We start from the raw sequence: 22,786 nt of genomic DNA, 5'->3' as shown, positions 1-22,786 counted from the left end.
CCTCGGATTTTTATGGTTATTTTTGGTCTTCTGGCGAAATACAGATCCCGTGTAGGAGTGAGCCTGCTCGCGATAGAGCGCGTTCAGTCACCATTTGTGTTGAATGTGACGGCGCTATCGCGAGCAGGCTCACTCCTACAGGGGGTCGCATTCGCCCGGCAGACAGGCCCTAACAGTAAATCAAGCGCAGCGCTTTTGTTGAGCAGGTTTTCGCAAACCGAGACTATGGTCTGACGGGTTGTCGATCCATGCATTTGCGTAGACCATGGGCGCCTTGGTTTTTGCCGATGCCTGAGTTCTTTGTCATGACTGCCCACTCCCCAGCCCGACCGGCGCCATTCAGCCGTTCCGACTACAAGACCCTCGGCCTTGCGGCGCTCGGCGGGGCGCTGGAAATCTACGATTTCATCATTTTCGTGTTCTTCGCGCTGACCCTGAGTCAGCTGTTCTTCCCGCCGGAAATGCCCGAGTGGCTGAGGTTGCTGCAGAGCTTCGGCATCTTCGTTACCGGTTATCTGGCGCGGCCACTGGGCGGGATTCTGATGGCGCATTTCGCCGACCGCCTGGGCCGCAAAAAAGTCTTCAGCCTGAGCATTCTGATGATGGCGCTGCCGTGCCTGTTGATCGGAATCATGCCGACCTACGCACAGATCGGCTATTTCGCACCCTTGCTGTTGCTGGCGCTGCGCATTCTGCAAGGCGCGGCCGTGGGCGGCGAAGTGCCGAGTGCCTGGGTGTTCGTCGCCGAGCACGCGCCTATCGGGCATCGCGGTTACGCCCTCGGATTTTTGCAGGCTGGCCTGACTTTCGGTTACCTGATCGGCGCACTGACCGCGACTTTCCTCGCGCAAGTCTTTACCTCCGCCGAAATTCTCGATTACGCCTGGCGCTACCCGTTTCTGCTCGGTGGCGTGTTCGGCGTGGTGGGCGTTTATCTGCGTCGCTGGCTCAGCGAAACCCCGGTGTTCATGGCCATGGAAGCGCAACGCGAGGCGCGGGTCGAGCTGCCGCTGCGCACGGTGTTGCGTGAGCATCGGCTGGCCATGCTGCCTGCCATGTTGCTCACCTGTGTGTTGACCTCGGCAGTGGTGGTGTTCGTCGTCATCACCCCGACGATGATGCAGAAAACCTTTGGCATGACCGCCAGCTACACCTTCGGCCTCAGTGCCTTGGGCATCGTTTTTCTCAATATCGGCTGCGTGATCGCCGGGCTGCTGGTCGACCGCATTGGCGCCTGGCGAACGGTCATGCTCTACAGCCTGTTGCTGCCGCTGGGCATTGGCGTTTTGTATGGCTGTCTGATCATGGGCGGGCATTGGATCGGCATCGCCTATGCGATCGCAGGTCTTGCCTGCGGTGTGGTGGGGGCGGTGCCTTCGGTGATGGTCGGGCTGTTCCCGGCGCGGATCCGCGTGTCGGGCATTTCCTTCACCTACAACATTGCCTACGCCGCCTGGGCCAGTATCACGCCGCTGTTGCTGATTGGTCTGATGCCGTGGAGCCCATGGATCTGCGTGATGTTCTGTGCAGTGATGGGCGCGGTGGGGATTTTGACAGCGGCGTATTTCGCTGCGCGCATGCCGCGCACGGGGCCATGTCAGGTTGCGGGCGCTGCCTGAGCCGCAAGCGCCGGACTATTTTCGACTGACGGGTCTTGAGCCCGCTTCAGAAAAACTCCGCCAGGCCGATGGCTAGGTTGTATCCGCTTACTACCTGCCATCGGTGCTTTCCCATGTTCAATACTCGCTTGAAGCAAGAGCTGGCCGCTCTCCGTGAAGAACTCTCCAGCCTTGTACAAGTGAAGGAAAGCCTGGAAAGCGAAATGCTCGCGCTGACCCTTGAGCCCGACGGGCGGATTCGTTCGGTCAACCAGAACTTCCTCAATGAAATGTTCTACAAGAGCCAGGATTTGATCGGCCGGGCGATCGAAGACATCGTGCCGGCTCACGTCAAAACCGACGAATTCCACCAGCGCTTCAAGAACTCGATGAGCCGCGGCGAGCATTTCGCCGGCGCCGTGCGCCTGTTGCGCGGCAATGGTGGCGAGGCGTGGCTGCGTTCGATCGTGCAACCGGTACTCGCCTCCGATGGCCGGATCAGACACATCTCCTTCTACGCCAGCGACCTCACCCGCACCATCGAAGCCTCACGCGAGCATGAAAACCTGATCGGCGCGCTGGTGCGTTCCACTGCCGTGATCGAGTTCGACCTCAGCGGCAATGTGCTCAGCGCCAATGATCGCTTTCTAAACGGCATGGGTTACAGCCTGGCGCAGATCAAAGGCAAACATCACCGCACGTTCTGCGCCCCGGAAGAGTACAACAGCGCCGAATACCAGAATTTCTGGCGGCGCCTGAACAGCGGTGAGTTCGTCGCAGGCCGCTTCAAGCGGATCGACAGCCATGGTCGTACGGTGTGGCTTGAGGCGTCCTACAACCCGGTGGTCGATGCCAACGACAAACTGTACAAAGTGGTGAAGTTCGCCACGGTGATCACCGATCAGGTCAACCGCGAGCAAGCGGTTGCCGACGCAGCGAGCATTGCTTACAGCACTTCGCAACAAACCGATAGCACCGCGCAACGCGGCACCACGGTGGTCACCGAAGCGGTGAACGTAATGCGTGACCTGTCACGGCACATGCAAGCGGCCGGTGAAGGGATCGAGGCGCTGAACGAGCAGTCGCTGGTGATCGGCACCATCGTCAAAACCATCAGCGGCATTGCCGAACAGACCAACCTGCTGGCGCTCAACGCCGCGATCGAAGCCGCCCGTGCCGGCGAACAGGGCCGCGGATTTGCCGTGGTCGCGGACGAAGTCCGGCAACTGGCCTCGCGCACCAGCCAGGCAACCGATGAAATCGTCGGCGTGGTGCGGCAGAACCAGGAAATGGCCCGCAGCGCGGTGGCATTGATGACCGACGGCAAGCTTCAGGCTGAACAAGGCCTGGCACTGGCAGCGGAGGCGGGCACGGTGATCGTTGAGATTCAGGACGGTGCGCAGAAAGTGGTGGATGCGGTGGGGCAGTTTGCCAATCAGCTCTCCCACTGACACCGCACTGATCGTTCCCTTGTAGGAGTGAGCCTGCTCGCGACAGCGGTCTGACATTCAACATTGATGTTGACTGGCAGACCGTTATCGCGAGCTGGCTCACTCCTACAGGTTCTGTGATTCTCCAGTGACAACGCTACAATCGGCTCCTTTTCCCCCGGAGCAGATCCCCATGAGCGACTCCCACCGCCGTCCGGTACCCCTGAACAAAGCCTATCGCCTGCTCAATCACGGGCCGACCGTTCTCGTCAGTGCCGCTCACGACGGGCAACGCAATATCATGGCCGCCGCCTGGGCCATGCCGCTGGATTTCGAACCGCCGAAAGTCGCCGTCGTCCTCGACAAATCCACCTGGACCCGCCAATTGCTCGAAGCCTCCGGCACCTTTGTGCTGAACGTGCCGTGCGTCAATCAGGCCGATATCGTGCAAACCGTCGGCAACACGTCCGGCCTGGAAATCAACCGAGACCAAGGACGAGATAAATTTCAGGCGTATGGCCTGCACACCTTCGCCGGCGAACACATTGAAGCGCCGTTGCTGGAAGGCTGTGTCGCCTGGCTCGAATGCCGCCTGCTGCCGGAGCCGCGCAATCATGAGCAATATGATCTGTTTCTCGCCGAAGTCATCGCCGCCCAGGCGGACGAGCGTGTGTTCAGCGATGGCCGCTGGCATTTCGAGGGGCAGGATGGATTGCGCACGCTGCATCATGTGGCGGGTGGGCATTTCCTGAAGATTGGGGATGGAGTGGACGGCAAGACGCTTGCGGTTTAACGGGTGTTGATGGAAAACCGTCAGCGGATGTAGCAAGGTAGACGTCTCATTTCACCTGACAGGCGCAACGCTCATGGACGTTTCTGTTGCCGGATATCTGGCCCCTTTGCTGTCGCTTACGCTGTTGTGGACAGTGGCGGTGGTCACGCCCGGGCCGAATTTCTTCAACATCGCGCAACTCGCGGCCAGTCACTCGCGCCGACATGGCGTGGTGGCTGCGCTGGGCGTGGCCACCGGCACGGTGCTGTGGGGCCTTGCCGGTGGCTTGGGAATCAAGACGCTGTTCAGCGCCGCGCCGACCCTCTATCTGGGATTCAAGATTGCCGGCGGTTGCTACCTGATTTATCTGGGAGTGAAGCAATTCAAGCGCAAGGCTATGGTTGCCCCCGGTGCACCTGCTGCGCCCCGGCAGACTTATTTCGGCGTCTACGCTCGCGGTTTCCTCGGCAACATGACCAACCCGAAATCGGCACTGTTCGTCGCCACCATCTTCGCCACCGCCATGCCGGCCCACGTACCGCCGCTCCTGCTGGCGCTGGCCGTGATGACCATGGCCACGCTGTCGTTCAGCTGGTATTGCAGCGTCGCCCTGTTCTTCGCCAGCCGTCGGGTTGCCGGTGTCTACGAGCGGTCACGCCAGTGGCTGGATCGGTTGGCAGGTGGGTGCTATTTGCTGTTTGGGGTGCATTTGGTGGCGAATCGCTGATCGATAAGACAGTAGCCGTGAGGAGAAAAAACTTACCTCCCGGTAAGCCTTTTCTCCCCACTTCGTAATACTCAATCCCCCAACGCTTCTCCCTCACGCCGAGGATCGGCTCCCCCCGTCAACGTCGCTTTGCCTTGCGCATCCTTCACCCGCACGATCGCCTGGGTGCCGCTGGTCATGTCGATTTCGCTGACCGCGTGGCCCTTGTCCTTGAGTGCCTGAATCAGCGCCGGGCTGAACTGTCCCTGTTCCAGTTCGGTCGGGCCGTTGCGGCTGCCGAAGTTGGGCAGGTTGATCGCACTTTGTGCATCGAGGTTCCAGTCGAGCAGGCCGATGGTGGTTTTCGCAACGTATTCGATGATTTGCGAGCCGCCGGGGGAGCCGACCGTGGCGACAAATTCGCCAGTGTTGCGATCAAAGATCAGCGTCGGCGCCATCGACGAGCGTGGGCGTTTCCCCGGTTCGACGCGGTTGGCGACTTTCTGCCCGTTCTCTTCGGGGATGAACGAGAAGTCGGTCATCTGGTTGTTCAGCAGAAAACCCTGAACCATCAGGTGCGAGCCGAACGCGGCTTCGATGGTGGTGGTCATCGACACGGCGCCGCCGAGGTCATCCACCGCCACCACTTGCGAGGTGGAGATCCGTAACGGCGAGCGGTCCGGTGCATAGGCAACCTGCACGCCCGGCGGTGTGCCCGGTTTGGCGCTGCCCATGCTGCGCTCGCCGATCAGGCTGGCGCGGCTGGCCAGGTAGGCAGGATCGAGCAGACCTTTGACCGGCACCGGGACGAAGTCGGTGTCGGCCACGTATTGCGCGCGATCGGCATAGGCCAGACGTTCAGCCTCGGCGATCAGGTGCACCGCTTGCGGCGCCGGTTCCATGCCGGCCGGCCTATTGGTGTTCACTGGTTTGAGTGGAGTCAGCGACAGGCGTGGGTCGCGAGTCTCCAGCGCCTGCAACGTGCCGAGAATCTGTGCCACGGCAATCCCGCCCGACGACGGTGGCGGCATGCCGCAGACCTGCCAACGCTTGTAGTCGGTACACAGCGGCGCGCGTTCCTTGGCCTGATAGCGCTGCAAATCGCTGAGCGACAGGCTGCCTGGGTTGGCGTGCTGTTGAACCTTGGCGACAATTTCTTCGGCGATCGGGCCTTTGTACAGCGCGTCGGCCCCTTCGCTGGCGATGCGTTGGAGCACGGCGGCCAACTTCGGGTTCTGCAGGCGCGTGCCGACAGCTTTGACGCTGTCATCGTCATTGAGAAAGTACGCGGCCATGTCTGGCGACTGGCGTATTAGTGGGTCGGCGGTCAGCAGCGAATGCAGGCGCGGGGAAATCGCAAAGCCTTGCTCGGCCAGTTCGATCGCCGGCTCAAACAACTTCGCCCACGGCAGGCGACCATGTTGTCGGTGCGCCAGTTCCAGCGCGCGCAACACCCCAGGCGTACCGACCGAGCGCCCGCCGATTTGCGCTTGCGTGAAGGCCATCGGTTTACCATCAGCCTTCAGGAACAGCTTCTCGGTCGCCCCGGCAGGCGCCGTTTCGCGGCCGTCATAGGTGCGCACCTGCTTGCCATCCCACAACACAATCATCGCCCCGCCACCGATCCCGGAAGACTGCGGCTCAACCAGCGTCAACACCGCCTGCATCGCAATCGCCGCATCAATCGCCGAACCACCCTGACGCAACATTTCCCGCCCGGCTTCAGCCGCCAGCGGATTGGCAGCAGCGGCCATGTGTTTATCGGCGTGATGGGTTTGCAGATCGGTGCGGTAACCGGAAGCGGCTTCCGGTGCCAGCGGCAAGGAAGAAGAGGGCGGGGCGTTGCATGCGGTGAGGGTCAGGGCGCTGACAAGCAGTGTCAGGGCTGGCAGGCGAAAGCGGCTCAAGGGCTGGGTTGGAAACACGCGGGCTCTCCGTCCGTGGGGGTAAAAGTCTAGGGGACTTTATCGAGCGGGCCGGCGGTGTGCAAACCGGGTGGGGATTACTGCCCCCCGCTCAGCGGCGGCGCCAATCGATTGGCCGAAAACGATGCCCTTGTGGGAGCGAGCCTGCTCGCGAAAGCGATCCCCGCGGAGTTTTTCTGTTGGGATGCGCGCCATTGATCCGCTGAGGTAAGCGGTAGTTTACGAGTGAAGCAAAGCGCAACTTTTCTCAAGGCATAAAAAAACGGCCTACCTTTCGGTAAGCCGTTTTTAGTACTTGGTGGCTACACAGGGACTTGAACCCCGGACCCCAGCATTATGAATGCTATGCTCTAACCAACTGAGCTATGTAGCCAAGTGGCGCGCATTATTCCCCTGAAATGGCAAAGCGTCAAGCGTAAATCGAAAATATTTCTTCCTGTTTTCAACCGCTTATCCTCGGGCCCCGAAAATCGGGGGCGGGGAGGGCGTCAGCGTAGCTGGAATCTGGCGGTATTGGCGCTCAGGGCATCGCTGCCCTGGCTCAAGGTATCCGCCGCGAGGTTCACCGCGCGTGCGCCTTCAAGCAAACGCATCGCTGCCTGATCGACTTGCTGAATATTGCCGCTGACTTCATCGGCGGTGGTGGCCTGTTCTTCAACCGCCGTGGCGATCTGCGTCAGGGTGTCGGTGACGCTTTGAACGGCGCTGGCGATTTCGCCCAGGCGTTCGCCGAGTCCGGTGACCGCTTCGGCATCCGACTGAGCCTGGCCGCAGGCGGCCTCCATCAGGCTCACGGCCTCGTTGACCGTGGCGCGCAGGCTGTCGACGGTGCCGGCGATTTGCGCGGTGGACGATTGCGTGCGTTGCGAGAGGCTGCGCACCTCGTCAGCGACCACGGCAAAACCGCGACCCTGTTCCCCGGCGCGGGCGGCTTCGATGGCAGCATTGAGTGCGAGCAGGTTGGTCTGCTCGGCGACGCCACGGATGGTGTCGACCACCAGTTGAATCTGCTGGCCTTGCTCGCTGACCCGGCCGAGCGCGGCGGCGGTGTCGTTCAGCCGCTGATTGAGTTGCTGAATGCTTGCCGTGGTGCGCTGGCTGTCGCGGCTGCTGTCGGCGGCGATGCGCCGGGTGTGCTGGGCGCTGCCGGAGGCCTGTTCGCAACTCTGCGCGACGCCTTGCGAGGTGGCGGCCAATTGCGTGGCGGCAGCGGCGATCTGGCTGATCTGCAACTGCTGCGCCTCGACTTCACCTAGGGCGCCGCTGGAGTGTTGGTTGAGGCTACGCACCGCGTTGCTCAGCTGCGAGGTCTCGTGGTCGACGCCGAGCATGCTGCTGCGCAGTTGCACCACGGCGACGTTGAGCGCGGTGCTGATCGCCGCCAGCTCATCGCGGCCCACCACCGGCACTTGCAGGCTCAGGTTGCCGTCGCGCAAAGCTTCGGCGAGCAGGGTGATGCCGCTGGCGCTGCGGCGGATCGAGGCTTGCAGGCAGACGAACAGGTACAGCGCCGCCAACAGCAGGCATCCGAAAATTGCCGCGACAACGATGAACTGGCGGATCGCCGAGCTGTAATAGGCATCGAGCCGTTGATCCAGCGCCACCAGCGACTGCTGGCGCAGCGAGGCGAGGTCGCTGAGCAACGCGTCGAGGCTGCGTTCGAAGTCTTCCGGCTTGAGGTTGATGCTGCCGCCGAAAACGCCGTCGTCGAGGACTTTCAGGCCGCCGTCGAGATGTTTCAGGCTGTCGTGATACTGGCCAGCCCAGGCTTGCAGCTCGACTGGCAGACGCGCCTCCAGCAGGCCGGCGGTTTTCACCAGTTGCTCGCGGGCGTCGCCGATGCGGCTGCGCAGGTCGCGCAACTGCAGGCGGCTCTGCAGGGTGAACTGGCCGGAGACGACTGAGGCCTGACCGACCGCCGCGAGACGCCCGACCCGCTCGATCAGGTCCGGCGCGTGCTGCGTGGAAATCTGCGTCAGCAGGTAGGTTTCCAGCCACGGCGCGAGGGTTAGGCGATTGTCCATGACGATCTGCTCGCGCAACGCTTGCAGCGCGCCCAGGGCATTGGTGAAACGGTCGTAACCGTCCGGCCACCAACCGACGCTGCTGAGGCTTTTCGAGTCCAGGCCATTGAGCGCGGTTTGCAATGCTTGGTAGCGAGCGAGAATTTGACCCTCGGCGCCTTGCTGATTCAGCGCATTGCCCAGCTCCGTGGTGGCTTGCAGTACCGCCGGTTGCACGCCGTCGAATGCTGCCATTGCGGCGAGGGTGGCCGGTGTCGGCTGACGGTTGGTCTCGGTGGCGCGCCAGCGGGCGGCGCGGTCACGTTGAGCGGCGAGCAGGTTGTCCAGCGCATCCAGCGCAAGCAATTGACCCACGCCGGTACGCTCGCCGGCGATCAGGTTGAGCTTCTCGCGATAGTCATGGCCGATCATCAACAGGCTGCCGGCCAACGGCAGAATGAACAGCAGAAACAACAACTGGAACTTACCAGCGAAGCCAAACCGCCCCAGCAATTTGATCCCCGGTGAAAGGAAAGCCTGCATGCCTCATGACTCCTCTGGACACCACGCACCATTGGCGTGCATCGCGAGCTTTTGCGCCGCGACCCGTGCCCTCTAAAAGGCCTCGAAAGTTCACCCTCGCCGGCTCTGTAGGCCGGCTCTGTAGCGAAACTTCCCATTGTCGAGCGCCTTTGTAAGGCGATCGTGTTCAAGGGTAGAAGCAAGGCAAGATTCAGACCATGGCGTTGCGCTATCACTTTCTCCTTGAACGGCCCCCTGCAGGAGCTGCCGAAGGCTGCGATCTTTTGCCTTTGATTGTTAAAAGCAAGATCAAAAGATCGCAGCCTTCGGCAGCTCCTACACGGTGACCAGTCGTCAATCACTTAGTTAGCTGGCTAAGGGGATAGCGCTTACGCACCGAAAAATGGCACATTGACGCACCTGCCTGCGGGCACCCATCTGCTGTCCGGAATTTTCCATGGCTATCAGCAACGTTCAGAACGCCGCTGCCTCGGCGACCGCTGCTCCTCAAAGCAGTCCACTGGTGATGCGCATCATTGGCGCGGTGGCGCTGGCGCATTTGATCAACGACCTGATCCAGTCGGTACTGCCGTCGATCTACCCGATGCTCAAGGCGAACTATGGCCTGACGTTCACCCAAGTCGGCCTGATCACCTTGACCTTCCAGTTGACCGCGTCGCTGTTGCAGCCGTGGGTCGGTTATCACACTGATCGCCACCCGAAACCGTGGCTTTTGCCGGCGGGGACCGTGTGTACCTTGATCGGCATTCTGATGATGTCGGTGGTCGGCAGCTTCCCATTGATTCTGCTGGCAGCGGCGCTGATCGGCATTGGCTCATCGACCTTTCACCCGGAAGCCTCGCGGGTTGCGCGGCTGGCCTCGGGCGGGCGCTTTGGTCTGGCGCAATCGACGTTCCAGGTCGGCGGCAATGCCGGTTCCGCGTTCGGCCCTTTGTTGGCGGCGGCGATCATCATTCCGTTCGGCCAGGGCAATGTGGCGTGGTTCGGTCTGTTCGCGGTGTTTGCGCTGTTCGTGCTGTACCGCATCAGCCGTTGGTACGCCAACCACCTGAACCTGTTCAAGCTCAAGGCCGGTCAAGCGGCAACGCATGGCTTGTCGAAGGGCAGGGTGACCAGTGCGCTGGTGGTGCTGGGGCTGCTGGTGTTCTCCAAGTATTTCTACATGGCCAGCTTCACCAGCTACTTCACCTTCTACCTGATCGAAAAGTTCGACCTGTCGGTGGCCAGCTCGCAATTGCACCTGTTCCTCTTCTTGGGCGCAGTGGCGGCGGGGACGTTCTTCGGCGGACCGATTGGCGACAAGATCGGGCGCAAGGCAGTGATCTGGTTTTCCATCCTCGGCGTCGCGCCTTTCACCCTGATCCTGCCGCATGTCGATCTGTTCTGGACCAGTATTCTCAGCGTGGTGATCGGCTTCATTCTGGCCTCGGCATTCTCGGCGATCGTGGTGTACGCGCAGGAACTGGTGCCGGGCAATGTCGGGATGATTGCCGGGATTTTCTTCGGCCTGATGTTTGGTTTCGGCGGGATTGGCGCGGCGCTGCTCGGGCATCTGGCGGATGTGCACGGGATTGAGTATGTGTATTTCCTGTGCTCGTTCCTGCCGTTGTTTGGTGTGTTGGCGATCTTCTTGCCGCGTACCAAAAAGCACTGATTCACACATTTCCCATTGTAGGAGTGAGCCTGCTCGCGATGGTGGTGTGTCAGTTACGGTTGAATTGACTGACACTCCGCTATCGCGAGCAGGCTCACTCCTACAGGGGATTGGTGGTGTGGCGGAAAATATTTCAGGCACAAAAAAGCCGCGTATCAAACGCGGCTTTTTCGTGTGCGGCTGTTGCTTAGACGTTGAAGCGGAAGTGCATCACGTCGCCGTCCTTGACGATGTAGTCCTTGCCTTCCAGGCGCCATTTGCCGGCTTCTTTGGCACCGGCTTCGCCCTTGTACTGGATGAAGTCGTTGTAGGCGATCACCTCGGCGCGGATGAAGCCTTTTTCGAAGTCGGTGTGAATCACGCCAGCGGCCTGTGGTGCGGTGGCGCCGACCTTGACGGTCCACGCGCGGACTTCTTCGACACCGGCGGTGAAGTAGGTCTGCAGGTGGAGCATTTCGTAGCCGGCGCGGATCACGCGGTTCAGGCCAGGCTCTTCCAGGCCCAGGGCCTCGAGGAACATGTCCTTCTCTTCGCCGTCATCGAGCTCGGCGATTTCCGCTTCGATCTTGTTGCACACCGGAACGACCATGGCGCCTTCTTCTTCGGCGATGGCCTTTACCACGTCCAGGTGCGGGTTGTTCTCGAAACCGTCTTCAGCGACGTTGGCGATGTACATGACCGGTTTGGTGGTCAGCAGGTGGAAGCCCTTGATCACGGCTTTTTCATCCGCGCTCATGTTCTTCATCAGGCTGCGCGCCGGCTTGGCTTCGGTGAAGTGCGCGATCAGTTGCTCGAGCAGAGCCTTCTGAACCACGGCGTCCTTGTCACCACCCTTGGCGTTGCGCGCGACTTTCTGCAGTTGCTTCTCGCAGCTGTCGAGGTCGGCGAAGATCAGTTCCAGGTCGATGATTTCGATGTCGCGTTTCGGGTCGACGCTGTTGGACACGTGGATCACGTTGTCGTCTTCGAAGCAGCGCACGACGTGAGCGATCGCGTCAGTCTCGCGGATGTTGGCGAGGAACTTGTTGCCCAGGCCTTCACCTTTCGAGGCACCGGCAACGAGGCCGGCGATGTCGACGAATTCCATGGTGGTCGGCAGGATGCGCTTCGGATTGACGATGGCCGCCAAAGCTTCCAGACGCGGATCCGGCATCGGCACGATGCCGCTGTTCGGCTCGATGGTGCAGAAGGGGAAGTTCTCCGCCGCGATACCGGATTTGGTCAGGGCGTTGAACAGGGTGGACTTGCCGACGTTAGGCAGGCCGACGATGCCGCAATTGAATCCCATGGTGTTTCCCCTCGGGTAAAAGTCAGGCCTTCTGGCTGTGCAGGTTTTTCATCGCGCGGTTCCATTCCCCGGCGAGGATATCCGGCAGCACGCCGAGGGCAAAGTCGATGCTGGCATCGAGTTTTTCCTGTTCGGCGCGTGGCGCACGACCCAGGACGAAATTTGAAACCATACTGGCGACGCCCGGGTGGCCAATGCCAAGCCGCAGGCGGTAGAACGTATTCTGATTGCCCAGTTGCGCAATGATGTCGCGCAACCCGTTGTGACCGCCATGGCCGCCGCCCTGCTTGAGCTTGGCAACGCCCGGAGGCAGGTCGAGTTCGTCATGCGCCACGAGGATTTCTTCAGGCTGGATGCGGAAGAAACCGGCGAGTGCCGCCACGGCCTGGCCGCTGCGGTTCATATAGGTGGTGGGAATCAGCAGACGAACATCCTGACCCTGATGCGAATAGCGCCCGGTCAGGCCGAAATATTTGCGATCGGCCACGAGATTCACATTCTGTGCGTGGGCGATGCGCTCAACAAAAAGGGCCCCTGCGTTATGCCGGGTCTGGTCGTATTCGGCGCCTGGATTTCCCAGGCCAACGATCAGTTTGATGGCAGTCACGATAGGGGCCCTTCCTTTGAGTGGTGAGTAACATCGCCGCGATCAGGGAAAGCGGCGAAAGTGGACGAAAAATGCTCATTTACCATGGATGTAAACTCCGCGTTCTCGCCCGCTTTCTCGCTACGTTCCAGTCCGCGATGTTACTTGCTCACTCAGGCATGACAGAGTGAATTACTCTGCTGCGCCTTCTTCGGTAGCTTCTGGAGCAACACGTGGAGCGTGGACGTTGGCAACAGCCTTGTCATCGCCGTGTGCCAGAGCAACGAACTCAACACCTTTAGGAGCTTTGAGGTCCGACAGGTGGATGATGGTGCCGATTTCTGCTTTCGACAGGTCGACTTCGATGAACTCAGGCAGATCTTTTGGCAGGCAGGAAACTTCGATCTCGGCAATAACGTGCGAGACTTCGCCGCCTTTCTTGACCGGAGCTTCTTCGCCAACAAAGTGCACAGGCACGATGGCGGTCAGTTTCTGGCCGGCAACAACGCGTACGAAGTCAGCGTGCATCACGTGGCCTTTGGCCGGGTGACGCTGCAGAGCCTTGATGATGACGTTCTGCTTGGTGCCACCAACGTTCAGCTCGATGATGTGGCTGTAAGCCGCTTCGTTTTCGAGCAGTTTGGCAACTTCCTTGGCCAGCATGCTGATGGATTCAGGGGCTTTGTCGCCACCGTAAACTACAGCTGGAACCAGGCTTGCGAGACGACGCAGGCGGCGGCTCGCACCTTTCCCCAGGTCGGAACGCACTTCAGCATTCAGAGTAAAATCGTTCATTTTGTATCTCCAAAATAGCCATGACCGAGTGGCGTTTGCGACCAGCGCCGAACACGGTATGGGCAAAAAAGCCCCGCCCCGACAGGAATGCCGGGGCGGGGCGCTTTTCGTCAACGAGACATTTCGTGAAGGGCAGGGCCCTTAACGGAACATCGCGCTGATCGATTCTTCATTGCTGATGCGGCGAACCGCTTCGGCAACAACCGGTGCGATATCCAGTTGACGGATACGTGCACAGGCTTGTGCTGCAGCGGACAGCGGGATGGTGTTAGTGACCACCAGCTCGTCCAGCACGGAATTTTCGATATTCTCGATGGCCCGACCCGACAGCACAGGGTGTGTGCAGTAGGCAAAGACCTTGGCTGCGCCATGCTCTTTCAGGGCCTTGGCCGCGTGGCACAGGGTGCCGGCGGTATCGACCATGTCATCGACGAGAATACAGGTACGCCCTTCGACATCACCGATGATATGCATCACTTCAGAGTGATTGGCTTTCTCACGGCGTTTGTCGATGATCCCGAGATCGACGCCCAGGGATTTGGCAACGGCCCGTGCACGCACGACGCCACCAATGTCCGGGGACACGATCATCAGGTTTTCGAAGCGCTGATCTTCAATGTCATCCACCAGAACCGGGGAGCCGTAGATGTTATCTACCGGAATATCGAAGAAGCCCTGAATCTGGTCAGCATGCAGATCAACCGTGAGAACACGGTCGATGCCGACTACGGTAAGCATGTCAGCGACGACTTTCGCGCTGATGGCCACACGTGCGGAACGCGGACGGCGATCCTGACGGGCATAACCAAAATAAGGAATAACAGCAGTGATACGAGTAGCCGAGGAGCGGCGGAAGGCGTCAGCCATCACTACCAGTTCCATCAGGTTATCGTTGGTCGGAGCGCAGGTCGGCTGAATAATGAAGACGTCTTTACCGCGAACGTTTTCATTGATCTCGGCTGTGATTTCGCCGTCGGAAAACTTGCCGACAGAGATGTCACCGAGAGGGATATGCAGCTGACGTACGACACGCCGAGCCAGATCGGGGTTGGCATTCCCCGTAAAGACCATCATCTTGGACACGCGCAGTACCTAGAGGCTGAGGGTAACCTGGATGAGTAGAGAAAATGGCAGGGGCGGCTGGATTCGAACCAACGCATGGCAGGATCAAAACCTGCTGCCTTACCGCTTGGCGACGCCCCTGTATCTGTTGCTTTCAAGTGCCGGGCACTTGATTCCTTTAGAGCAGACTTTGCAGCTTGCGATGCAACATCGAAACGTTGCTTCCTTTCGCTACAAACCCTGTAAGGGTCTCTGTCAGAAGGGCCGAGACTTTATCAGCTTCAGCTTTGCTTGGGAAGCCCCCAAACACACAACTTCCAGTTCCGGTGAGCTTTGCTTCGGTAAATTTACCTAACAAATCCAATGCGTTACGTACCTCTGGATAACGCCTTGCAACCACCGGCAAGCAGTCATTTCGACTGTTTCCCTCGGGAACGGGGCGCACTTTAATGGGCGGTGTGTTACGTGTCAACAAAGGATCGGAAAAAATTTCTGCCGTACTAACAGAGACTTGCGGCACGAGTACCAGATACCACGGTTCGTCGGGGTCGACCGGGGTCAGTTTCTCGCCGACACCCTCGGCAAACGCCGCATGGCCACGGACGAAAACCGGCACGTCGGCACCCAGTGACAAGCCCAGCGCCGCCAGGCGATCTTCATCCCAGCCCAACTGCCAGAGATGGTTGAGGCCAAGCAAAGTCGTCGCCGCGTTCGAACTGCCGCCGCCGATGCCGCCGCCCATGGGCAGGACTTTGTCGATCCAGATGTCGATGCCAAGCGAGCAGGCGGATTGTTGCTGCAGCATTTTCGCCGCGCGCACGATCAGGTTGCTGTCGTGGGGCACGCCGGCGAACTCGGTGTGCAACTGGATCGCGCCGTCAGCGCGCACGGCGAAAGTGATTTCATCGCCGTAGTCGAGGAACTGAAACAGCGTCTGCAGCTCGTGATAACCGTCTTCACGGCGGCCGAGAATATGCAGCATCAAATTGAGTTTGGCCGGTGAGGGCAGGGTCAGGCGTGCAGCGGTCATGCGTTATTGCCCCAACTTGCGCGGTTGCCAGGTCTTGATCACCAGCGTCACGTCGAGGTCGGTGCCGTGCAGCTTGATGCGTTCGGGCAGCCAATAACCATTCTGTTCGGTGTAGGCGGTGTATTCGACTTTCCAGCCGTCCTGCTCAAGGCTGGCCAAACGGCTGTCGGCGTCCAGGTTCAGGCGACTTTTGCTCTCTGGAGCTGGCAGGCCACGAACCCACCAGGCCAGATTCGACACCGGCAATTTCCAGCCAAGCTGTTCTTCGAGCAGGGCTTCGGGCGATTGCGATTCGTAGCGGCCCTGGTTGGCGACTTCCAGTGACACTTTGCCCGGCCGCCCGGTCAGGCGTGCCGCGCCACGACCCAGCGGGCCGGACAGGCGAATGTCGTAGTAGTCCTGACGCTGCAGCCAGAACAACGTGCCGCTGCCGGAATCCTTCGGTGCGCGAATGCCGATCTTGCCGTCGATCTGCCAGCCGTCGAGGCCGGCGAGTTGCTGCTTGTTCGCCGCCCACTGGGCCGGGCTGCCGTGGCCCTCGACGGATTCGCGAGTGCCGAAACCAGAGCAACCGGCGAGCAGGGCGATGAAACTGAAAACAATAACGTGGCGCAAAAACATGGGTTAAAGAGTCTCGGATCCGGTCAGGCGCTTGATGGTGCTGCGCAGAATGGTGCTGTCGGGCTGGTCCTTGAGGAACTTGCCCCACACTTGTTTGGCTTCGCGTTGATTGCCCTTGGCCCAGAGGACTTCGCCCAGGTGCGCGGCGACTTCGTGGTCAGGGAAACGCTCGAGCGCCTGGCGCAGGTATTTCTCTGCGTCGTCCAGATTGCCCAGGCGGTAGTTCACCCAGCCGAGGCTGTCGAGAACCGCCGGGTCTTCAGGATTGATCTGATGCGCCTGCTCGATCAGCGTTTTCGCTTCGGCGTAACGGGTAGTGCGGTCGGACAAGGTGTAGCCCAGCGCATTCAGCGCCATGGCATTGTCCGGATCGCGCTTGATGATCAGGCGCAGGTCTTTTTCCATTTGCGCCAGGTCATTGCGCTTCTCCGCGAGCATGGCGCGGGTGTAAAGCAGGTTGAGATCGTCCGGGTATTTCTGCAGGGCTTGCTGCAGGACTTTCCAGGCCTTGTCGTCCTGTTTGTTGGCCGAGAGGGTTTCCGATTCGATCAGGTACAGCTGGATGGCGTAGTCGGGCTGTTCGTCACGCTCGGCCGCCAGTTTGCTTTGCGCTTCGGCGGCCTTGCCGTTGCTCATCAGGATATCGGCCTGACGCAGTTGTGCCGGCAGATAGTCGTTGCCCGGGCCGACCTGGGCGTACTCGATGAGTGCGCCCTGCGGATCGTTGCGTTCTTCGGCAATCCGGCCGAGGTTCAGGTGCGCCGAATCGACATGGCTTTCGCGAGCGATGAGGTCTTCCAGATAACCCTTGGCCTCGTCCCACGCCTTGGCTTCCAGGCACACCAGCGCCAGCGAATAGCGCAGTTCGTCGTCTTCCGGGTATTGCTGAACAAGCGTGGAGAACTCGGCCTTGGCGTCGTCCATGCGGTCCTGCTCGACCAGCATGCGCGCGTAAGTCAGGCGCAGGCGTTTGTCTTCCGGGTACTTCCTGATGTTTTTCTGCAGCAGCGGCAGCGCTTCGTCGCCACGATTGAGCAGCTGAAGCAGGCGCGCGCGCAGCAGAATCGGGGCGATCTCGCCATCTTCCGGCGGATGGTCTTCAAGCAGGGTCAGTGCGCCCTGATTGTCGCCGTCCTGCTGCAACAGCAGCGCCTTGCCGAAAATCAGCTGATTGTTGTTCGGGTGACGCTGCAGCAAGCGGTCGAAGCTTTTCATCAGACCGTTGCGGGTTTCCTGATCGGTGTCGGCGGCCGACAGTGCGAGGAAATCGAAATGGGTGTCGCCCTTGCCCTGCAGGACTTTCTCCATATAGACCATGGAGTCGTCGTAACGCCCGGCGCGGGCCAGTTGCACGGCGGCGGCGCGTTGCGCTTCGAGATCGTCCGGAGCGTTGCGCGCCCAGATCAGCGCGGTGTCGAGGGCCGGTTGATCGGCGCCCAGATATTCGGCGATGCGAAAAGCACGCTCGGACACGCCCGGATCCTGGGTGTTGATGGCCTGGGTCACGTAGTTGTCCAGGGCAATGTCGAAACGATTGCGCTGGCCGGCGAGTTCGGCACTCAGCAGGCTGAATACGGTTTCCTCGCTGAACGAGCTGTAAACCTTGGGCTTTTCAGGCGCGGGCGTGGTGTCTTCGACCGGCGGGGTGCCGTCCGGCGCAACGGGCGCCATGGCCTGGCAGCCGCTGAGGAAGACAAAAGCGAGGAGCAACGCGGAAGATCTATTCATATAGGAAGAGGACGACTAACCTGCGGTCGGATCATCATGACACAAGCCTTCGGCCAAACATAACCGTAGGAGCTGCCGAAGGCTGCGATCTTTTGATCTTGCTGGTGATTCGAAAAACCACAATCAAAAGATCGCAGCCTGCGGCAGCTCCTACAAGGAGCCAAATTGTGCTCATTATAGGGTCTGACAATTGGGACAATAGTCAGCGGTAGTTGTTCTGGATCTTTCGAAGTAGGACAATTGCCGGCTTCACGTCACCACCAGCGACCTTGAATGGCCTTCCTTGCACTCGGTATTAACCACAAGACTGCTTCAGTAGACGTCCGCGAGCGCGTGGCCTTTACCCCTGAGCAGCTGGTTGAGGCCTTGCAGCAGCTCTGCCGACTGACCGACAGCCGCGAAGCCGCGATCCTCTCCACCTGCAATCGCAGTGAGCTTTATATAGAACAGGATCAGCTCTCGGCCGATGTCGTGCTGCGCTGGCTCGCCGACTATCACCATCTGAGCCTGGACGAGCTGCGCGCCAGTGCCTATGTGCATGAAGACGATGCGGCCGTTCGTCACATGATGCGCGTCGCCTCCGGGCTCGATTCGCTGGTGCTGGGCGAACCACAGATTCTCGGTCAGATGAAATCGGCCTACGCCGTGGCCCGCGAGGCGGGCACCATCGGCCCGCTGCTGGGGCGGCTGTTTCAGGCGACCTTCAATGCCGCCAAGCAGGTGCGCACCGATACTGCGATCGGCGAGAACCCGGTGTCGGTGGCATTTGCCGCCGTCAGCCTGGCCAAACAGATTTTCAGTGATCTGCAACGCAGTCAGGCGCTGCTGATCGGCGCTGGCGAGACGATCACTCTGGTCGCGCGCCATTTGCATGAGCTGGGGGTCAAGCGCATCGTCGTTGCCAACCGTACGCTGGAGCGCGCCAGTCAGTTGGCTGAGCAGTTCGGCGCTCACGCGGTGCTGCTCTCGGACATCCCGGCGGAGCTGGTGCGCAGCGATATCGTCATCAGTTCGACCGCCAGCCAGTTGCCGATTCTCGGCAAGGGTGCGGTGGAAAGTGCGCTGAAGCTGCGCAAGCACAAGCCGATCTTCATGGTCGACATTGCTGTACCGCGAGATATCGAACCGGAAGTCGGCGAACTCGACGACGTTTACCTGTACAGCGTCGACGATCTCCACGAAGTGGTTGCCGAAAACCTCAAGAGCCGGCAGGGCGCAGCGCAAGCGGCGGAGGAAATGGTCTCGGTCGGCGCCGACGATTTCATGGTGCGCCTGCGCGAACTGGCGGCGGTCGATGTGCTCAAGGCCTATCGTCAACAGAGCGAACGCCTGCGTGACGAAGAATTGCAAAAGGCCCTGCGTCTGCTGGCCAACGGCGGCAACGCCGAGGACGTGCTCGGCCAACTGGCCCGTGGCCTGACCAACAAACTCTTGCATGCGCCCAGCGTGCAGTTGAAAAAGCTGTCTGCCGAAGGCCGCCTCGATGCGCTGGCCATGGCCCAGGAACTCTTCGCCCTCGAGGGCTCACCGGATAGTTTTTCGGATAAAAAACCGCAATGAAAGCGTCACTGCTCAACAAGCTGGACATTCTCCAGGACCGTTTCGAGGAACTGACCGCGCTGCTCGGCGACGGCGAAGTCATTGCCGATCAGGCCAAATTTCGTGCGTACTCCAAGGAATACGCCGAACTCGAGCCTGTCGTGGCTGCGTATAAAAAGCTGCTCAGCGTACAAGGCGATCTTGAAGGCGCACAGGCCCTGCTCAAGGACAGCGACCCGGACATGCGCGAAATGGCCGTGGAAGAAGTCCGCGAAGCCAAGGAATTGCTGATCACGCTGGAATCCGATCTGCAGCGCATGTTGCTGCCCAAGGATCCGAACGACGGGCGCAACGTCTTCCTCGAAATCCGCGCCGGCACCGGTGGCGACGAGGCGGCGATCTTCTCCGGCGACCTGTTTCGCATGTATTCGCGTTATGCCGAGCGGCGTGGCTGGCGTGTCGAGATCCTCTCGGAAAACGAAGGCGAACACGGTGGCTATAAAGAAGTCATCGCCCGTATCGAAGGCGACAACGTCTACGGCAAGCTGAAATTCGAGTCCGGCGCGCACCGTGTCCAGCGTGTTCCTGCCACCGAATCCCAGGGCCGGATTCACACCTCCGCCTGCACCGTGGCGGTATTGCCCGAGCCGGACGAGCGCGAAGCCATCGAGATCAATCCGGCGGATTTGCGCGTCGACACGTTCCGCTCCTCCGGGGCCGGTGGTCAGCACGTCAACACCACGGACTCTGCGATCCGCATCACCCACATACCCACCGGCACTGTCGTCGAGTGTCAGGAAGAACGCTCCCAGCACAAGAACCGTGCCCGGGCGATGGCCTGGTTGTCGGCCAAGCTCAACGATCAGCAAAACGCTGCGGCGGCCAACGCGATTGCCAGTGAGCGTAAATTGCTGGTCGGTTCCGGCGACCGCTCCGAGCGCATCCGCACGTACAACTATGCTCAAGGCCGGGTCACCGACCATCGCGTCAACCTGACCCTGTATTCGCTGGATGAAATTCTTGCCGGTGGCGTCGAAGCCGTGATCGAGCCGTTGCTGGCCGAATACCAGGCTGACCAACTCGCAGCGATAGGTGAATAAATGACCATCATCGCCAGCCTGTTGCGCGCCGCCGAACTGCCGGACTCGCCCACTGCGCGCCTGGACGCTGAACTGCTCCTCGCCGCCGCGCTGGGCAAGTCGCGCAGCTTTCTGCATACCTGGCCCGAGCGCATCGTCCCGAGCGAGGCTGCGCTGACGTTTGCCGAGTACCTGCAACGGCGGCGTAGCGGTGAGCCGGTGGCCTACATTCTCGGCCAGCAGGGCTTCTGGAAGCTCGATCTGGAAGTTGCGCCGCACACGCTGATCCCGCGCCCGGACACCGAATTGCTGGTGGAGACAGCCCTTGAGCTGCTGCCGGCAATGCCGGCCAAAGTTCTCGACTTGGGCACCGGCAGTGGCGCGATTGCCTTGGCTCTGGCCAGCGAGCGCCCGGCGTGGAAAGTCACCGCCGTCGATCGCGTGCTCGAAGCCGTGGCATTGGCCGAACGCAATCGCCAGCGTCTGCACCTGAACAACGCCACCGTACTGAGCAGCCATTGGTTCAGTGCACTGGAAGGCCAGCGCTTTCAATTGATCATCAGCAACCCGCCGTACATTGCCGCCGCCGATCCGCATCTGGTCGAGGGCGATGTGCGCTTCGAACCGGCCAGTGCTTTGGTGGCCGGTGAAGATGGCCTCGATGATCTGCGCCTGATTGTTGCGCAAGCCCCCGATCATCTGGAAAGCGCTGGTTGGCTGATGCTCGAACACGGCTATGATCAGGCCGAAGCCGTGCGTGATCTGCTGCTCACCCGTGGCTTTGAAGAAGTCCACAGCCGCACCGATCTGGGCGGCCATCAACGCATCAGTCTGGGGCGCCTGCCGTGCTGAATGATCAGGAATTGCTGCGCTACAGCCGGCAGATTCTGCTGCAACACATCGACATCGACGGGCAACTGAAGCTCAAGGCCAGCCGCGTGCTGATCGTCGGCCTCGGCGGCCTCGGCGCGCCGGTGGCCTTGTACCTGGCGGCAGCGGGCGTCGGCGAGTTGCATCTGGCGGATTTCGACACGGTCGATCTGACCAACCTGCAACGGCAGATCATTCACGACACAGACAGCGTCGGCATGTCCAAGGTCGACTCGGCGCTCAAACGCCTGGGCGCGCTCAATCCTGAAATCCAACTCATCGCCCATCGGCGGGCGCTGGACGAGGATTCTCTTGCCGCAGCGGTGGCGGCGGTGGATCTGGTGCTCGATTGCTCGGACAACTTCGCCACCCGTGAGGCGGTCAACGCCGCGTGTGTAGTCGCGCGCAAACCGCTGGTCAGCGGCGCAGCGATTCGTCTGGAAGGGCAGTTGTCGGTGTTCGACCCACGGCGTGCCGAGAGTCCTTGCTACCACTGTCTGTACGGTCACGGCAGCGAAGCCGAACTGACCTGCAGCGAGGCCGGCGTCGTCGGGCCGCTGGTTGGCCTGGTTGGCAGCCTGCAGGCGCTGGAAGCGTTGAAGGTGCTGGTCGGCTTTGGCGAACCGTTGGTGGGGCGCCTGCTGCTGATCGACGCCTTGGGTTCGCGCTTCCGTGAACTGCGCGTCAAGCGCGATCCGGGCTGCAGCGTCTGTGGCGCGCGCCATGCGTGAAGCGCCAATCGGCGTGTTCGATTCCGGGGTCGGCGGCTTGTCGGTTCTCGCGGAAATCCAGCGTTTGCTGCCCAACGAATCGCTGCTCTACGTCGCCGATTGCGGGCATATTCCATACGGCGAAAAGACCCCGGAATTCATCCGTCAGCGTTGCAGTGTGATGGCCGGTTTTTTCCGCGACCAGGGCGCCAAGGCTTTGGTGCTGGCGTGCAATACCGCGACTGTGGCCGGTGTTGCCGATCTGCGTCGCGACTTCCCCGACTGGCCGATTGTCGGCATGGAACCGGCGGTCAAACCGGCCGCAGCGGCGACCCGCAGTGGCGTGGTTGGCGTGCTGGCAACGACAGGTACGTTGCAGAGCGCCAAGTTCGCCGCGTTGCTCGATCGCTTTGCGGCTGACGTCAAAGTCATCACCCAGCCGTGTCCGGGGTTGGTCGAACTGATTGAAAATGGCGACCTGCACAGCGTCCAATTGCGCACTTTGCTGCAGGGTTACGTCACCCCTTTGCTGGCTCAGGGCTGCGACACGATCATCCTGGGATGTACCCATTATCCTTTCCTCAAGCCGCTGCTAAGGTCGATGATCGCCGACGATGTCAGCCTGATCGATACCGGCGCTGCCGTGGCCCGGCAGCTGCAACGGTTGCTCGCCGAGCGTGATCTGCTGGCGCAAGGTCCGAGCTTGCCTGTACGGTTCTGGACCAGTGCCGATGCACGATCCTTCAGAAAAATCCTACCGCTGCTGGGCCAAACTGCGTCGAATGTGCAAAACTTCGACTTGTAAAAAAAATGTGAAATAACTCGAAATACGCTGAACTTCTGACCA

General features: G+C 60.6%; 19 protein-coding genes, 2 tRNA genes and 1 pseudogene. 11 read left to right on the top strand and 11 right to left on the bottom strand.

Going from position 1 to position 22,786, the window contains the following annotated elements:
* The first annotated feature begins 305 nt into the window (after positions 1-305).
* From LIS66_RS22470 to LIS66_RS22455, 5 genes and pseudogenes are all read left to right on the top strand, one after another.
* Positions 306-1,619: an MFS transporter gene (locus LIS66_RS22470; protein ID WP_227973070.1), complete on the top strand. Its 1,314-nt coding sequence runs from the start codon at positions 306-308 to the stop codon at positions 1,617-1,619.
* 68 nt (positions 1,620-1,687) lie between these two features.
* Positions 1,688-2,461: pseudogene (locus LIS66_RS28070) on the top strand (PAS domain-containing protein); the annotation flags it as partial.
* Positions 2,441-3,049 (top strand): methyl-accepting chemotaxis protein, encoded by a 609-nt coding sequence (locus LIS66_RS28065; RefSeq protein ID WP_376779079.1) that lies wholly within the window; start codon positions 2,441-2,443, stop codon positions 3,047-3,049. The pseudogene LIS66_RS28070 and the gene LIS66_RS28065, both read left to right, overlap by 21 nt.
* A 172-nt stretch (positions 3,050-3,221) precedes the next feature.
* Complete coding sequence (locus tag LIS66_RS22460) at positions 3,222-3,821, top strand: flavin reductase family protein (RefSeq protein ID WP_042609691.1); 600 nt, start codon at positions 3,222-3,224, stop codon at positions 3,819-3,821.
* Positions 3,822-3,894: 73 nt separating this feature from the next.
* Entirely contained in the window at positions 3,895-4,527 is a 633-nt protein-coding gene (locus LIS66_RS22455; RefSeq protein WP_227973068.1) for a LysE family translocator, read from the top strand.
* Positions 4,528-4,598: 71 nt separating this feature from the next.
* On the opposite strand, the gene ggt is transcribed toward LIS66_RS22455, so the two are convergent.
* The 3 genes from ggt to LIS66_RS22440 all read right to left on the bottom strand — a co-directional run bounded on the left by ggt (position 4,599) and on the right by LIS66_RS22440 (position 8,977).
* Positions 4,599-6,431, bottom strand: coding sequence for a gamma-glutamyltransferase (gene ggt / locus LIS66_RS22450; RefSeq protein WP_227973067.1), 1,833 nt, complete (start codon positions 6,429-6,431; stop codon positions 4,599-4,601).
* A gap of 296 nt (positions 6,432-6,727) precedes the next feature.
* Positions 6,728-6,804 (bottom strand) — tRNA-Met (locus LIS66_RS22445).
* Between the two features lie 115 nt (positions 6,805-6,919).
* Entirely contained in the window at positions 6,920-8,977 is a 2,058-nt protein-coding gene (locus tag LIS66_RS22440; protein ID WP_227973066.1) for a methyl-accepting chemotaxis protein, read from the bottom strand.
* Between the two features lie 436 nt (positions 8,978-9,413).
* Here LIS66_RS22440 and LIS66_RS22435 point away from each other — a divergent pair, with 436 nt between their 5' ends.
* Positions 9,414-10,631 carry an MFS transporter gene (locus tag LIS66_RS22435; protein ID WP_042609695.1) on the top strand — a complete coding sequence of 406 codons (1,218 nt, stop codon included), beginning with the start codon at positions 9,414-9,416 and terminating at the stop codon, positions 10,629-10,631.
* A gap of 187 nt (positions 10,632-10,818) precedes the next feature.
* On the opposite strand, the gene ychF is transcribed toward LIS66_RS22435, so the two are convergent.
* The 8 genes from ychF to LIS66_RS22395 form a co-directional block, all read right to left on the bottom strand.
* Positions 10,819-11,919, bottom strand: a complete 1,101-nt coding sequence (gene ychF / locus LIS66_RS22430) for a redox-regulated ATPase YchF (RefSeq protein WP_016773202.1) — start codon at positions 11,917-11,919, stop codon at positions 10,819-10,821.
* Between the two features lie 22 nt (positions 11,920-11,941).
* Positions 11,942-12,526 carry an aminoacyl-tRNA hydrolase gene (gene pth, locus LIS66_RS22425; protein ID WP_042609697.1) on the bottom strand — a complete coding sequence of 195 codons (585 nt, stop codon included), beginning with the start codon at positions 12,524-12,526 and terminating at the stop codon, positions 11,942-11,944.
* Positions 12,527-12,697: 171 nt separating this feature from the next.
* On the bottom strand, positions 12,698-13,300 hold the full coding sequence (locus LIS66_RS22420) for a 50S ribosomal protein L25/general stress protein Ctc (protein WP_064362118.1): 603 nt from the start codon (positions 13,298-13,300) through the stop codon (positions 12,698-12,700).
* A 141-nt stretch (positions 13,301-13,441) separates the two neighbouring features.
* A complete protein-coding gene (locus LIS66_RS22415; RefSeq protein ID WP_003171603.1) occupies positions 13,442-14,383 on the bottom strand; it encodes a ribose-phosphate pyrophosphokinase in 942 nt (313 codons plus the stop codon).
* A 45-nt stretch (positions 14,384-14,428) separates the two neighbouring features.
* Positions 14,429-14,503 (bottom strand) — tRNA-Gln (locus LIS66_RS22410).
* A gap of 37 nt (positions 14,504-14,540) precedes the next feature.
* Positions 14,541-15,392: a 4-(cytidine 5'-diphospho)-2-C-methyl-D-erythritol kinase gene (gene ispE / locus LIS66_RS22405; RefSeq protein WP_227973065.1), complete on the bottom strand. Its 852-nt coding sequence runs from the start codon at positions 15,390-15,392 to the stop codon at positions 14,541-14,543.
* Between the two features lie 3 nt (positions 15,393-15,395).
* Positions 15,396-16,013 carry a lipoprotein insertase outer membrane protein LolB gene (gene lolB, locus LIS66_RS22400; RefSeq protein ID WP_227973064.1) on the bottom strand — a complete coding sequence of 206 codons (618 nt, stop codon included), beginning with the start codon at positions 16,011-16,013 and terminating at the stop codon, positions 15,396-15,398.
* Between the two features lie 3 nt (positions 16,014-16,016).
* The gene (locus LIS66_RS22395) at positions 16,017-17,741 is read right to left on the bottom strand and encodes a tetratricopeptide repeat protein (RefSeq protein WP_042609701.1); all 1,725 of its coding nucleotides are present in this window, start codon (positions 17,739-17,741) and stop codon (positions 16,017-16,019) included.
* Positions 17,742-18,014: 273 nt separating this feature from the next.
* On the opposite strand from LIS66_RS22395, the gene hemA reads away from it, so the two are divergent.
* Genes hemA through murI form a run of 5 tightly spaced genes read left to right on the top strand, consistent with a single transcriptional unit; the run spans position 18,015 to position 22,744 of the window.
* Positions 18,015-19,301, top strand: a complete 1,287-nt coding sequence (gene hemA, locus LIS66_RS22390; protein WP_016773209.1) for a glutamyl-tRNA reductase — start codon at positions 18,015-18,017, stop codon at positions 19,299-19,301.
* Entirely contained in the window at positions 19,298-20,380 is a 1,083-nt protein-coding gene (gene prfA / locus LIS66_RS22385; RefSeq protein ID WP_042609702.1) for a peptide chain release factor 1, read from the top strand. Before hemA ends, prfA begins: the two co-directional genes overlap by 4 nt.
* A complete protein-coding gene (gene prmC / locus LIS66_RS22380; RefSeq protein WP_227973063.1) occupies positions 20,381-21,211 on the top strand; it encodes a peptide chain release factor N(5)-glutamine methyltransferase in 831 nt (276 codons plus the stop codon).
* Positions 21,205-21,960, top strand: a complete 756-nt coding sequence (locus tag LIS66_RS22375) for a molybdopterin-synthase adenylyltransferase MoeB (protein WP_116657785.1) — start codon at positions 21,205-21,207, stop codon at positions 21,958-21,960. The genes prmC and LIS66_RS22375 overlap by 7 nt, the downstream gene beginning before the upstream one ends.
* The gene (gene murI, locus LIS66_RS22370; protein ID WP_227973062.1) at positions 21,953-22,744 is read left to right on the top strand and encodes a glutamate racemase; all 792 of its coding nucleotides are present in this window, start codon (positions 21,953-21,955) and stop codon (positions 22,742-22,744) included. Before LIS66_RS22375 ends, murI begins: the two co-directional genes overlap by 8 nt.
* The last annotated feature ends 42 nt before the right edge of the window (positions 22,745-22,786 follow it).

The organism is Pseudomonas sp. HN2 (assembly GCF_020736465.1).
In the GTDB taxonomy this organism is placed as follows: Bacteria; Pseudomonadota; Gammaproteobacteria; order Pseudomonadales; family Pseudomonadaceae; genus Aquipseudomonas; species Aquipseudomonas moraviensis_A.
Note: the sequence above shows the minus strand (reverse complement) of the source record. Positions and strands in the feature narration are given on the sequence as shown.